Here is a 15,243-nt window from a genome sequence, read left to right as displayed (position 1 = left end):
CCATCACCACTCACGCGGCTGACACCGGTCCAGGATGTCGTCCAGCTCAGCTGTCGCTTCGCGCTCGAGCAAAAACTGCGTCACCTCTTGCGACCACTCCGTGTCCGATACGATGCCGGCCCAGGCATGGGTTTTTGCCGAATGGCAGGGACGATCATCGAAGTTGTTGATCAACGCCTGGTTCAAAGTTCGTACATCAAATTCCGGATTCCTTTCGCTTTGCAGCATCAGGGAATTGAACACCCGCTGTTGAGTGTCGGGATTGGGTGTGAGGGAGTAGGTTTCAGTTGAACTCAAAACGATAAACGTCGGTTTGACGCTTTCAGCCAGCGCGGCCTGCAATCGATAGTGACCGTCGATAATCACGTAAGAACACAACGCGCCGACATACCACAGCAAGACAGGAGGCAGACTGTCCTCTCTCGCCTTCTTGCGCCACCACTTCATACGCCCTGCATATGGATCGACCGTGTGCAGACCGATCAGGTTGCCCAAATCCCAGTCGAGCCACTCCACCGGTCGTGGTTGAAGGTTGTCGAGAATTCCGTCACCACGAGCTGACCATCTCGGTAAATGACTGGTCGTCTCTTGCTCAGTCGTGAAATACCAGTTGCTCAGACCGTCGCCACGTTGTTTTTGCACCGCCACAGGCATCATGGGCCGAGCCACCCAGTGTCCGGGATAAAGAAAGCCGGTCTGATGCTCCATCAATTGGTTGATGAAGTATCGGCTCCAGGCTTTCATTTGCTGCCCGGCGGGCAAATGACGGTGATGTTCGACTTGCGCCGAGTCGATGGCCGGAACCGGTGGCGACTCCCATTGCATCGGCAACGGGTTGCGTACCAGCCAGGCACCGTAATACGAAGTCGCTATCGTTCCCCAAAGCAAAGGGGTCTCGTTGAACATCAGTTTCAGGCGAGCATTGTTGCCCGTCCGCAGATGCAGTTGTGGTTTGCCCTGAGGGGGGCCGCTGATCTCGATGCTCAGCCCACCCCATTGTCCTTGCAGATCTTCAAGATCGCGCCAGAAGAATTGCTTCACACCAGTCCCTTAAATGAAATTCCATGCGCAATTACAGCGTATTTCGATTGCGCTCACTCAAAAAACTGAACAACACCTCCGTCACGAACTCCGGATTCTCCAGATTGGAGATATGCCCCGCTTCCGGCACCAGCACACACGGGCAGCCGATCAGCTCGGCCATTTCCCTGGCTTCCGACGGAGGACGGGGTTTGTCCTGATCGCCGCAGACCACCAATGTCGTTGCTGCATTCAGTTCGCCCAGACGCGACAGCAGATCATCGCGGCCAAAGGTGATACGCCCCATCGGCACGATGCTTTGACGCAAGCGTTCGGCGGAATAGCCCGAGAGTTTTGCGCGAAAATCCTGATAGAGCGCCGACTGGGGATCGATGCCCGGACGGAAGAAGATCGGCACCACGATGTCGAGCAACTGCTCGGAGATCCCGCCGCTTTCCTCGATCTGTCTGAACAGCGAGAAGTAATACTGACGGGTCGGCTCCGGCTCTACACCGACATAGGTGTCCATCAGCACCAGACCGTTGAGCCGCTGCGGTGCCGACAGCGCCAGACGCACGCCCCACATGCCGCCGACCGACAACCCGACCAGCGTCACCCGGTCGATGTCCAGATGATCGAGCAAGGCCAGCGTCTGACGTGCGATGTCATCCAGAGACGTGGTGCCTTCAGGCAAACGCCCGGATTCACCATGGCCCCAGAGGTCCAGCGCAATCACCCGATAGTGCGGCGACAACGCGGCAATCTGCGGTGCCCACATGGCCTGGTCCCACAGGTAGCTGCCAGCCAGCAGCACAGCCGGGCCTGTGCCTTGATCAATGTAGTGAAGCGCTTGTCCGTCAACCTCGAAGAAAGCCATCGATTCACCTGCACGGTAAAAAAGAGAACCGGCAGACTGAGCTGCCGGTTCTCGATCGTCAACCTTGGAAATGTACGCGAATGTACAGGTTGAATAGTGTTGAACGCGCAGCGCTGAAGACTACAAACCCTCCAGCTCTGCCATCAGATCATTCAACCGATCCACCTTCTCTTCGGTAATGTCACTGGCCGCCAGCCCTTCGATGTATTCGGCCAGTTCCTCCACCGTGCTGCACTCGAACATGGCCCGTAGCGGCACATCCCGTTGCAGGGCTTTCTGCACCCGCGAGGCGATCTGTGTGGCAAGCAGCGAGTGGCCGCCGAGTTCGAAGAAGTTGTCGCGTACCCCGACCTTCTCGACCTTCAGCACCTCGGCCCAGATATCGGCCAGGGTCTGCTCGAGTTCGCTGCGCGGCGCCAGGTAATCCTGGCTCTGCAACTGGCCGATTTCCAGCGCCGGCAGGGCCTTGCGGTCGAGTTTGCCGTTGGCGTTGAGCGGCAACCGGTCAAGCCACAACCAGTGCAGCGGCACCATGTATTCCGGCAGTTCGGCGCGCAGGCGCTGCTTGATTCGTTCCAGTCGTTCACTCGGGTTCAGTGCGGAATCCGCGGCGACCAGGTAGCCGACCAGATGCTTGCCATTGACGCCTTCCTGCACGCCGACCGCCCCGTCGCGGACTTCCGGTTGCTCGTGCAGACGCGCTTCGATTTCACCCAGCTCGATCCGGTAACCGCGAATCTTCACCTGATGATCGACCCGGCCGACGTATTCCAGCACGCCGTCACTGCGGCGGCGCGCCAGGTCACCGGTACGATACAGACGCTCGCCGGGCGCACCGAACGGGTTCGGCACGAACACCGGCGCGGTGCGCAGCGGATCGCTGACATAACCGCGACCGACACCGGTGCCCGCCACGCACAACTCGCCCACCGCACCCAGCGGCACCAGATCCAGCGCGCCATCGAGCAGGTACAGCAAGTTGTTGTCGGTCGGCGTACCGATTGGCAGGTAACTGCCGCGAGTCGAGGCCATATCGACGCGGAAGAATGCTACGTCGTCCGAGCATTCCGCCGGGCCATAGGCGTTGACCAGACCGATCTCCGGATAACGCAGCAGCCATTGGTGCGCCAGCTCCGGCGGCATTGCTTCACCGGTCGGCAACATCCAGCGCAGACCGTCGAGGCTCAGGCGATCCGAAGCGAGCATGCCCTGAATCAGCGACGGCACGCTTTCCAGCACGGTGATGCCCTGCTGTTGCACATGCACCAGCAAGCCTTGCGGATCGTGGGCGATGGTGTTCGGCACGATGTCCACCCGCGCCCCGAACAGCGGCGCGGCGAGGAACTGCCAGACCGAAATGTCGAAGCTTTGCGAAGCGGTCTGGGCGATCACATCGGCGTCGCTCAGGTTCAGGTACGGCACCTTGCTCAACTGGTTGTTGAGCATGCCGCGCTGCTCGACCATCACGCCTTTCGGCAACCCGGTGGAGCCCGAGGTGTAGATCACGTAGGCCAGGTTGTCCGGGCCGCTGAAGATGCCCGGATTCGCCGACGACACCGCGCCCGCCTGAACCTCTTCCCACACCAGCAAGCGTGGGCGGTTGGCGCAGCTGAATTCATCCAGCAAGGTCTTCGCCTGTTCACGGCAAGCCTCAGTGCACACCAGCACCGGCGTGCGACTGAGTTCGATGATACGTTGCAGACGCTGGCCCGGCAGGCCCGGATCCAGCGGCAGGTAACCGGCACCGGCCTTGAAGCTGCCGATGATCATGCCCAGCAGATCCAGATTGCGCTCGCCCAGTAGCGCCACCGGTTGATCCCTCTGCACCCCGGCCGCGACCAGCGCATGGCCGAGACGGTTGGCGTTCTGGTTCAGCTCGGCATAGCTCAGTTGCTGATCGAGGCAACTGGCGGCAATGCGTTGCGGATGTTGCGCGACCTGCGCCTCGAACAGTTCGACGTAGCTCTGCTCCAGCGGATAGTCGTGCTCACTCTGGTTGCAGCCGTGGAGCAGGAAATCCTGTTCCTCATGGCCCAGCAGCGGCAAGTCAGCCATGTCGCCATGGAAGCCATCGACCAGCGCCAGCAGCAGACGCTTGAACTCGCCGAGCATGCGCTCGATGGTCGACTCGTCGAAGTAACGCTGGTCGTAAGACAGATGCAGACCGAGGTCATCGCCCGGATAGCAAACCGCCGTCAGCGGGAAGTTGGTGTGAGTACGGCCCGAATCCGAGGTCGCGTTGAGGCTCTGCGCACGGTCCAGCACCGAGACTTCCACCGGGGCATTTTCGAACACGAACAGGCTATCGAACAGCGGCTGGCCTTTCGGCAGTTCGCTCTGTTCCTGGATGTTCACCAGCGGCAGGTATTCGTACTCGCGCAGTTGCATGTTGCTGTCGAGCAGACCGCTCAGCCACTGACGCACGCTGGCGCGCTGATCGTCCGCCGGGATCTGCACCCGCAGCGCGATGCTGTTGATGAACAGGCCTACGGTGCGTTGCATCTCCGGCATCTCCACCGGACGCCCGGCCACGGTCACGCCGAACAGCACGTCGCGATCACCGCTCAGGCGTCGCAGCACCAGTGCCCACGCCGCCTGGGCGAAGGTGTTGATGGTCAGTTGATGGGCCTGGGCCAGCTCACGCAGACGGGCGCCATCCTCGACATTGAGTCGGGTGTAGCGGTCGCCGACGATCATGCCGCCGCTTTCGCCGGCGTGTTCACGCAGGAACGGACGGTCGCTCGGGATCGGCGTGGTGCGCTCGAACCCTTGCAGGTTCTGCTGCCACCACTGACGCGCTTCGGCCAGGCTCTGGCGTTGCAGCCAGCCGATGTAATCGCGGTAGCGCGGCGGCACCGCCAATTGCGCTTCGCGCCCTTCGCCCAGAGCGGTGTAGATCTCGAAGAAATCGTTCATCAGCAGCGAACGACACCAGGCATCGATCAGGATGTGGTGGTTGCTCATCATGAACCAGTAACGCGCCGCGCCGACCTTGATCAGGCGCAGGTGGAACGGTGCCTGATTGAGCAGATCGAACCCGGCCTCGCGCTCGGCCTTGAGCAGCGCTTGCAGTTTCGGCTCCTGCTCGGCGTCAGCGATGGCGCTCCAGTCCAGATACTCGATCGGCGTGCGACCCGGCGTATGAATCACTTGCAGCATGTCTTCGCCGACGTTCCAGCAGAACGACGCACGCAACGCTTCATGACGGGCGACCACAGCCTGCCACGCCTGGGCGAAACGCTCGGGGTCGAGTTCGCTGTTGATGCGGTAGCGATCCTGCATGTAGTACAGACCGGTGCCCGGTTCGAGCAAGGTGTGCAGCAGCATGCCTTCCTGCATCGGCGTCAGCGGGTACACGTCTTCGATGTGCGCCGCCGGCACCGGCAGTGCGTCGAGTTGCGCCTGGGTCAGTTTCGCCAGCGGGAAGTCCGACGGCGTCAGACCACCGGCCTGGTCCTGCAGGCAATGTTCGATCAGACTCTGCAGCTCGCCGACATAGGCATCGGCCAAGTCGTTGATGGTCTGCGCGTCGTAGCGTTCGGCGCTGAAGGTCCAGCGCAGCAGCAGTTCCCCGCCGTACACCTGACTGTCGACGCTCAACTCGTTCGGCAACGGTGCGTGCGGATCGTGGGCCGCGCCGAGCGATTCATCCAGCGGACGGAACAGTGCGTCGCTACCGAAACTCTGGTCGAACTGGCCGAGATAGTTGAAGGTGATCGGCGCGTTCGGCAATGCCGCCATGCTTGCGCGGCTGGCGTCATCGGCGAGATAACGCAGTACGCCATAACCCAGGCCTTTGTGCGGAACGGCACGCAGTTGTTCCTTGATCGCCTTGATCGAAGCACCCTGCCCGGCGGCTTCTTCGATGTTGTGCGGAGTCAGACGCAGCGGATAGGCGCTGGTGAACCAGCCAACGGTGCGGGTCAGGTCGATCTCGTCGAACAGGGTTTCGCGGCCATGGCCTTCCAGTTGAATCAGTGCCGACGGCTGACCGCTCCAGCGGCACAGCACCCGGGCCAATGCCGTCAGCAACAGGTCGTTGACCTGCGTGCGATAGGCGCTCGGTGCCTGTTGCAATAGCTGCTTGGTGCGTTCGGCATCCAGTCGCACGCTGACGGTTTGCGCATGACGATTCTCGCGACCGCCCTCAGGACGTTCGCACGACAAATCGGTATTCGGACCGGCCAGTTGCGCCTGCCACCAGCTCAGTTCTTCCCGCAGGGATTCACTGCCGGCGTAGGCCTGCAAGCGCGCCGCCCAGTCCTTGAAGGCGCTGGTTTTTGCCGGCAGTTTCACCGACTGATCGGCGTCGAGCTGGCGATACACGGTTTGCAGATCATCGAGCAGAACGCGCCACGACACACCGTCGACCACCAGGTGATGAATCGCGATAAACAAACGTTGCTGGGCGTCCGGCCCATCGACCAGCACCGCACGCAGCAGTGGGCCCTGGGCAAGGTCGAGACTGCGCTGGGCGTCGGCGAACAGAGCCGCGCATTTGTCCATCGACGGCACGCGAACCTGCCACAGCACGGCGGCATCGGTGACCGGTTGATGGGTCGCTTGCCATAAGCCGTTGGCCTCGGTGAAGCGCAGGCGCAGGGCGTCATGCTGCTCGATCACGGCCAGCAACGCCTGTTCCAGACGATGCGGTTCCAGCAGCACGGTCGGCTCCAGCAGCAATGCCTGGTTCCAGTGTTGGCGCTCGGGAATCTCGGTGTCGAAGAACCAGTGCTGGATCGGGGTCAGACGCGATTCACCAGTCACCAAACCTTGTTCGGCCGTCACGGTTTCACTGCGACTGGCAACAGCGGCCAGGGTCTGCACGGTCTGGTGCTGGAACAGATCACGCGGGCTGAAGTGAATGCCCTGCTGACGCGCCCGGCTGACCACTTGAATCGACAGGATCGAGTCGCCGCCCAGCTCGAAGAAGTTGTCATTGAGACCGACCTGCTCGACGTTGAGCACTTCGCACCAGATCTGCGCCAGGGTCTGCTCCAGCTCGTTGCTTGGCGCTACGTAATCCTGACGGTTCAGCTCCGGGTCCGGTGCCGGCAGGGCGCGGCGGTCGAGCTTGCCGTTGGCGGTCAGCGGCATGCTGGCCAGCAGAATCAAATGGGTCGGCACCATGTAGTCCGGCAGTTGCGTCTTCAGGTGCGCCTTCAGGGCTTCGCGCAGTTCGGCTTGCTCGGCTTCGCTTCGCGAAGCGATCTCGGTCACGAGATAGCCGACCAGTTGCTTGCCGCTCGGCGCATCCAGCGCCAGCACCACCGCTTCGCGGATCGAGTCGTGATCGAGCAGGCGGGTTTCGATCTCGCCCAGTTCGATACGGAAACCACGGATCTTCACCTGATGGTCGATTCGCCCGAGGTATTCCACCAGACCGTCGGCACGCTGGCGCACCAGGTCGCCGGTGCGGTACATGCGCCCGCCATCGGCGGCAAACGGGTCGGCGACAAAACGCTCGGCGCTGATGCCGGCGCGGTCGTGATACCCCTGGGCCAGACCGGCGCCGCCGACGAACAGTTCACCGGTCGCACCTTGCGGCACCAGCGCCAGATCGGCGTCGAGGATGTAGGCCACGCGATCACCGATCACGCTGCCGATCGGCACGCTGCCGGCGCCCTCTTCCAGTACTTCCGGCGCAAGGCTGGCCAGCGGCATGACCACGGTTTCGGTCGGGCCGTAGGCATTGAAGAACAGGCTCGGCTTGAACGCTGCGCGAATCCGTTGCAGGTGTTCGCCGGTCAGCGCTTCGCCACCGGTGATGATCATGCGCACTGGCAGGATGTCGTTTTGCGTGGCGAGGAACTGCGCCAACTGGCTGCCGTAGCTCGGGGTGAAGCCGAGAATATTGATGCGATGTTCGCGGATCAGGCCGCAGATTTCTTCCGCGTCCCACTGACCTTGCGCACGCAGCACCACCTGCGCACCGCTGAGCAGCGGCACCAGCAGACGCTCGGTGGCGGCGTCGAAGTTGATCGAATAGAAATGCAGCTCGCAGTCGTCCGGGCGCATGCCAAAGCGCTCGATCACGGCCTGACAGTGCATGGCGATTTCACCGTGGGACACCACCACGCCTTTCGGCTTGCCGGTGGAACCCGAGGTGTAGATCAGGTACGCCTGATGCTGCGGCAGGCTGATGAACGGAAGTTCGGTGGCCGGGTAATCAGCCAGCGCCGCGCTGTCATCTTCCAGGCACCAGCGCGCCACGTTTGGCGGCAGTTCTCCGAGGGCCTTGAACATCGCGCGGTCGCTGAGCAGCAGGCCGACGCGGCTGTCTTCGATCATGTAATGCAGGCGGTCGAGCGGGTATTCCGGGTCCAGCGGCACATAGGCGCCGCCGGCCTTGAGGATCGCCAACAGGCCGACGACCATTTCCAGCGAGCGCTCCAGCGCCAGACCGACCCGCACTTGCGGGCCGACACCCCGCTCACGCAAGGCCCAGGCCAGACGATTGGCGCGCGCATCGAGTTCGGCGTAACTCAGGGTCTGCCCGGCAAAGGTCAGGGCCGGTGCATCTTTGCGCGCCAGCGCCTGTTCGGCGAACAGGTGATGAATGCACTGGTCGAGACGATGCTCGCCCGGCTCGACGCCGAGGCTGTCGAGCAATTGTTGTTGCTCCGGGGCGTCGAGCAGCGGCAGTTCGCTGAGGCGTTGCTGCGGGTCGGCGATCAACGCTTCCAGCAGGTTGCGCCAGTGCTTGGCCATGCGCGCAATCGTCGGTTCGTCGAACAGGTCGGTGCTGTACGTCAGGCAGCAACCGAGGCGATGGTCGAGGTCAGTGACTTCCAGGTTGAGGTCGAACTTGGTCGCCCGCGCATCGTTGGCCAGATACTCGACGGTCATCCCGGCGAGCATGCGGCTCTGCTGGAACTCCCAGCGCTGCACGTTACACATCACCTGGAACAGCGGGTTGTACGCGGCGCTGCGCGGTGGCTGCAGGGCTTCAACCAGATGATCGAACGGCAGGTCCTGATGGGACTGGCCTTCAATCACGGTGTGGCGCACCTGCTCGAACAACTCGCCGACCGACATCTGGCCGTCGAGCTGGCAACGCAACACTTGAGTGTTGAGGAACGCACCGATCAGTCCTTCGCTTTCCGGACGGATACGGTTGGCCACCGGCGCGCCGATGCGCAGATCGGTCTGGCCGCTGTAGCGGTAAAGCAAGGTCGCGAGGGCAGCGGTCATGGTCATGAACAGGGTCAGACCGTTTTGCGCGTTGAACGCCCGGACTCGTGCGGCAAGATCGTCGCTCAGATCGAAACGGAACAGCTCACCCTGGTGACTTTGCACCGGTGGACGCGGACGGTCGCCCGGCAATTCCAGCAGCGGATGTTCGCGCCCCAATTGCGCGGTCCAGTAGTCGAGCTGGCGCTGACGCTCGCCGGATTCCAGCCAGTTGCGCTGCCATACGCTGTAGTCGAGGTACTGCACCGGCAGCGGTTCCAGCGGCGAGTCGCGGTCATCGACGAATGCTTCGTACAGCGCGCTGAGTTCCCGGGCGAAGATGTCCATCGCCCAGCCTTCAGTAACGATGTGGTGCAGGGTCAGGACGAAGTAATGCTCGTGCTCGGCGGTCTTGACCAGACAGGCGCGCAGCAGCGGGCCGGTCTCCAGATCGAACGGCAGGTGCGCTTCGTCGTCAGCCAGTTGCTGGACTTTCTGCTCGCGCACATCGGCGGCGAATTTCGAGAAATCCTTCCAGTCCATGCGCACGCCGGTCTCGGCATGCACTTGCTGACGGGCCACGCCGTCGATGCTCGGGAACGTGGTGCGCAGGGTTTCGTGACGCAGGATCAACGCTTGCAGCGCCGACTCGAATCGCCCGACATCCAGCACGCCACGCAGGCGCGCCATGCCGCCGACGTTGTACGCCGGACTGTCCGGCTCCATCTGCCAGAGGAACCACATGCGCTGCTGGGAATAGGACAGCGGCACCGGTTGGCTGCGATCGACCTTGTCGATCGGTGGCTGTTTGTTGGTGCGGCCGCTGGCCTGGATCTGCCGGATCTGCTCGGCGAAATCACCCAGTTCGCTGTGTTCGAACAAGGCACGCAGCGGCAATTCAACGTCGCAGGCCTGACGGGTGCGGGAGATGATTTGCGTGGCCAGCAGCGAGTGACCGCCGAGGGCGAAGAAGTCGTCGCGCAGGCCGACTTGTTTCAGGCCCAGCACTTCACGCCAGATCGCGGCGATCTGTTGTTCCAGCTCGGAGACCGGTTCGACGTGTTCGCGCACCTGCCATTGCGGCTCGGGCAAGGCGCGGCGGTCGAGTTTGCCGCTCGGGCTCAGAGGCATTTCGTCGAGGCGCATCAGTTGCGCCGGGACCATGTATTCCGGCAGCTCGGCGGCCAGTGCGGTTTTCAGGCGAGCGGTTTGCGCGTCCTGATCTTCGCTGGTGTCGGTTGCAGTGAAGTAGCCGATCAGTTGCGGGCCGGCGACAGTTTCGCGCACCAGCACGGCGGCCTGGGCGACGCCGTCCTGAGCCAGCAGACGCGCTTCGATTTCCTCCGGCTCGACGCGGAAGCCGCGCAGTTTGACCTGCTGATCGAGACGGCCGAGGTATTCGATCACGCCATCGTGGTTCCAGCGCGCGCGGTCACCGGTGCGGTACAGACGTGCGCCCTGCTCGCCCAGCGGATCGACCACGAAACGTTCGGCGGTCAGCGCCGGTCGACCGAGGTAACCACGGGCCAGGCCGATGCCGCTGATGCACAGCTCACCCGGCACACCGGCCGGCACTGGATTGAGATCGCTGTCGAGCACGCGGCAGACCACGTTGCCCAGCGGACGGCCAATCGGCGAACGCTCGCCGTCGGCCACGCTGCAATGCCAATGGGTGACGTTGATCGCGGTTTCAGTCGGGCCGTAGCGGTTGTGCAGTTGCACCGCCGGCAGTTGCGCCAAAACGCGGTTGCGCAGTTCCGCCGGCAGCGCTTCACCGCCGGAGAACACGCGACGCAGACTGGTGCACTCGGCGCTCAACGGTTCATCGATGAACAGCGAAAGCAGCGGCGGCACGAAGTGCAGCGTGGTCACGCCGTACTGTTGAACCAACTGCGCGATGCGATGCGGATCGCGGTGTTCACCGGGCCCGGCGATCAGCAGGCGCGCGCCGGTGATCAGCGGCCAGAAGCATTCCCACACCGACACGTCGAAACTGATCGGCGCCTTCTGCATCAACACGTCGGTGTCGTTCAGGCGATAGGTGTTCTGCATCCATTGCAGACGTTCAGCCAGCGCCGCGTGAGTGTTGCCCACGCCTTTCGGCTGGCCGGTGGAACCGGAGGTGTAAATCACGTAGGCGAGGTTGTCGCCGTGCAGGTGAAGGCCCGGTGCCTGGCTCGGCCAGTTTTCCAGGTGCAGGGTGTCCATGGCGATCACGCTGACCCCTTCGCTGGCCGGCAAGCGGCCGAGCAACGCAGTCTGGGTCAGCAGCAGTTCGACGCCGCTGTCGCTGAGCATGTAGGCCAGACGATCGGCCGGGTAATCCGGATCCAGCGGCACGTAGGCGCCGCCGGCCTTGATGATCGCCAACAGACCGATCAGCAGTTGCGGCGAACGCTCGGCGGCGATGGCCACGCACACGTCCGGGCCGACACCTTTGTCGCGCAGGTAATGGGCGAGACGGTTGGACTGAGCGTGCAGTTCAGCGAAGTCTAGACTGCCGCCGTCCCATACCAGCGCAGTGCGATCAGGCGTCTGTCGTGCTTGTTCATTCAGCAGCTCCGGCAACCATTGCTGCGCCGGGGTGCACGGGACGATGCTCCACGCGTTTTGCTGAGTGTGTTCGGTGGCGGTCAACAGCGGCAGGTCACCGATGGCCTGCTCCGGACGTTCGCAGACAGCACGCAGCAAGTTGCTGAAATGCTCGGCCAGACGCTCGATGGTCGCAGCGTCGAACAACTCATCGGCGTAGTCGAACGACAGCGTCAGGCGACCATTACGGTCTTCTTCGCTGTGCAGTTGCAGATCGAACTTGGCCTCGCGGCTGTGCCACGGCAGTTCTTCGGCGAGCAGACCCGGCAGACGTTTCAGTGCGCTCAGATCGCGTTGCTGATGGTTGAACATGACCTGGAACAGACCCTGTTCGCGGGCCTGCGGGAAGGCTTCTAGCAGTTGTTCGAACGGCAGGTCCTGATTCGCCTGGGCACCGAGCGCAGACTGACGGGTTTGTGCCAGCAGTTCGGTGAATGGCAGACGCGAATCGACGTCGACGCGCAGCACCTGGGTGTTGATGAAGAAGCCGATCAGGCCCTGGGTTTCCAGACGCGGACGGTTGGCGTTGGGCACACCGATACGAATGTCGCGCTGGCCGCTGTAGCGGTGCAGCAGGCTCTGGAACGCAGAGAGCAGCAGCATGAACGGTGTGGATTGATGGGTTTGGGCAGTCTGGCGAATGGCGTCGCTGAGGCTGATTCCCAGACGAACGCTGTGGCGTGCGGCGCTGTGCTTTTGCTTGGCAGAACGCGGATGGTCAGTCGACAGTTCCAGCGTCGGATGCTCATCACCCAACTGGGATTTCCAGTACGCCAGTTGTCGCTCGCCTTCACCTTGCGCCAGCCATTGGCGCTGCCAGCTGCCGTAGTCGGCGTATTGGGTGGGCAGTGGCGCGAGTTCGGCGCGCTGGCCTTGGGAAGCGGCAGCGTACAGACGCGAGAATTCGTCGATCAGCACATTCAACGACCAGCCGTCGGCGATGATGTGGTGCAGGGTCACCAGCAGCTGGTGATCTTCATCGTCGAGGCGAACCAGCGTCACCCACAGCAACGGGCCTTTCTCCAGATCGAACTGGGTGCGGGCTTCGTCTTCGCGGATCTGTTGTGCGCGGGCTTCACGTTCGCTGGCCGGCAGGTCGCTGATGTCGATCAGTTGCAGGTTGAACTCACCCGCCGCTTCGACCTGTTGCAGGGCCACGCCGTCGCGCTCGAAGAAACGCGTGCGCAGGGATTCGTGGCGTTCGATCAGTTGCTGGAAACTGGCGCGCAGTGCGTCTTCGTCCAGTTCGCCACGCAGGCGCAGGGCGCCGGGAATGTTGTAGGCGCTGCTTTGCGGGTCGAGTTGCCACGTGATCCACAGACGGTTTTGCGCCAGGGATTGCGGCAGTGCTTCGGTGCGCGACAGTGCGGTGATTTCGCCCTGGGCGCTGCCGCCGTCCTGTTGCTGTTGCGCCACGGCAGCGGCGAACGCGGACAGGGTCGGCGCTTCGAACAGCAGACGCAGGTTCAGCTCCAGGCTCAGTTCTTCGCGCACCTTGGCAATCACTTGGGCGGCGGCAATCGAGGTGCCACCGAGCAGGAAGAAGTGATCGTCGGCGTTGACCTGTTTGACGTTGAGTTGCTCGGCCCAGATCTTGCCGATCAGCACTTCCAGTTCGGAGGCGGACGCGGTCGATTCGCTGGTTTCAGCCGCGGCCGACGGGAACACCGCGTAGCTGTCGAGGCTGCCGTCAGCCAGACGATTGCGGCAGGCCGATCGTTGCAGCTTGCCGCTGGAAGTCTTCGGCAATGCGCCGGGATTGAGCAGCACCACCACGCTCGGTGCTTCCTGATAAGCCTCGGCCACGGCCTGGCGGATGGCTTTGATCAGCGCTTCAGGCGGAAGGATTTTCTGCACGCTGCGGCTGATTTCCGCCGCGATGCCGATGCCTTCTTCGCCGTTCTGATTGACCACGAATGCAGCAACGCGACCCTTGCGCACCACCTCCACTTCGTTCTCGACTGTTTTCTCGATGTCCTGCGGATAGAGGTTGTGACCGCGCACGATCAGCATGTCTTTCAGTCGACCGGTGATGAACAGTTCGCCGTCGCGGATGAAGCCCAGGTCACCGGTGCGCAGCCAGGTCTGGCCGGCGTGCTGAACGAAAGTCTTGGCAGTCGCCTCGGGATTGCGCCAGTAGCCGTGGGCGATGCTCGGGCCGGTGGCCCAGACTTCGCCGACGGCGTTGTCGGCCAGCTCTTCGAGACTGCCCGGCTCAACGATCAGCACCGCGTGTTCCGGCTGGCTGATGCCGCAACTCATGATCGGGCTGCCCTCGCCCGCTTCGGCACGGTTCTGTGCCAGGGCTTGATCGTCCACGCGCAGCGCCGGAATGCCAGTGCCGCGCGGTGTGCCGGCGACGAACAGGGTCGCTTCGGCCAGACCGTAGGACGCCATGAAACTGTTTTCGCTGAAGCCGCACGCGGTGAACTTCTCGGCGAAGCGTTCGAGGGTGTCGAGACGGATCGGCTCCGAGCCGGAATAGGCCACGCGCCAGCGGCTCAGGTCGAGACGTTCGAGCGCCGATTCGCTGACCCGCTCGCTGCACAGTCGATAGGCAAAGTCCGGCCCGCCGCTGATGGTACCGCCGTATTGGCTGATCGCTTCGAGCCAGCGCAATGGCCGGCCGAGGAAGTACGCCGGCGACATCAGGATGCACGGCACGCCGCTGAAGATCGGTTGCAGCAGGCCACCGATCAGGCCCATATCGTGGTACAGCGGCAGCCAGCTGACGATTACGTCGTCCGGGTTCACGTCGATACCGAAGCCGTGACGGATCAACAGTTCGTTGGCTACCAGGTTGCCGTGGCTGACCTGCACGCCTTTGGGCAGCGCGGTCGAACCGGAGGTGTATTGCAGGAAGGCGATGTGGTCTTGCGGCAAGGTCGGTTCGACCCAGTGTTCCGCCAGTGCACTGTCGAGGGTGTCGACGCACAGCAGCGGCGGTGCACCTTCGATTTGCTGCAAGGCATCGCGCAGGTCGGCGCTGGTCAGCAGCAGACGCGGTTCGGCGTCGGCGATGATCGACAGCAGACGCTCTTGATGGTGACGTTTGGCCGATTCCGGCGGATAGGCCGGCACTGCGATCACGCCCGCGTACAGGCAACCGAAGAATGCTGCGACGTAATCCGGGCCGCTCGGGAACAGCAGCACGGCGCGATCGCCAAATCCAGCCTCCGCCTGCAACGCAGCAGCGATGGTGCGGGCGCGCTGATCGAGTTCGCGGTAACTGAGCACCACAGCCTGCTCCTCGGTTTCGGCGAGAAAGCGCAAGGCCAGCCGGTCCGGCGTCAGGGCCGCGCGTTGCTGGAGGGCTTGGACCAGGGTGCTGGGGAGTTCGAACGCGTCGGTCATGAGGTTTCCTGCCTGAATTCGGCTTGCTGGTGGAATCGGGTTGGCTGCGGCACGCCCATGAGAGGCATGCGGGACACGGTCTTCGCCGACCGTGCAAGGCATTGGAATGCGGTAGGTCCGGGGCTGCGAACCCGGATCCATTCACCAATGAGAACGGATGACGTCTTGAAATAATTAGTCGGCAGGCTGGATCGCCAATGGGGCTGGGCGCATGGACGAGTGCGGCG

At 62.9% G+C, this 15,243-nt stretch carries 3 protein-coding genes; all 3 read right to left on the bottom strand.

All coding sequences use genetic code 11. The features are described 5' to 3' along the window. Positions 1 to 3 precede the first annotated feature (3 nt). A complete protein-coding gene (locus M5B44_RS19665) occupies positions 4 to 1,041 on the bottom strand; it encodes a hypothetical protein (RefSeq protein WP_248740230.1) in 1,038 nt (345 codons plus the stop codon). Between the two features lie 31 nt (positions 1,042 to 1,072). Beyond that, complete coding sequence (locus M5B44_RS19660) at positions 1,073 to 1,897, bottom strand: alpha/beta fold hydrolase (protein ID WP_248740229.1); 825 nt, start codon at positions 1,895 to 1,897, stop codon at positions 1,073 to 1,075. A gap of 120 nt (positions 1,898 to 2,017) precedes the next feature. Continuing rightward, positions 2,018 to 15,016: a non-ribosomal peptide synthetase gene (locus tag M5B44_RS19655; protein WP_248740228.1), complete on the bottom strand. Its 12,999-nt coding sequence runs from the start codon at positions 15,014 to 15,016 to the stop codon at positions 2,018 to 2,020. Positions 15,017 to 15,243 lie beyond the last annotated feature (227 nt).

The sequence above is a fragment of the Pseudomonas sp. MWU12-2029 genome (genome assembly GCF_023242425.1).
Lineage (GTDB): Bacteria > Pseudomonadota > Gammaproteobacteria > Pseudomonadales > Pseudomonadaceae > Aquipseudomonas > Aquipseudomonas kribbensis.
This window is presented reverse-complemented; position numbering and strand designations above follow the sequence as displayed.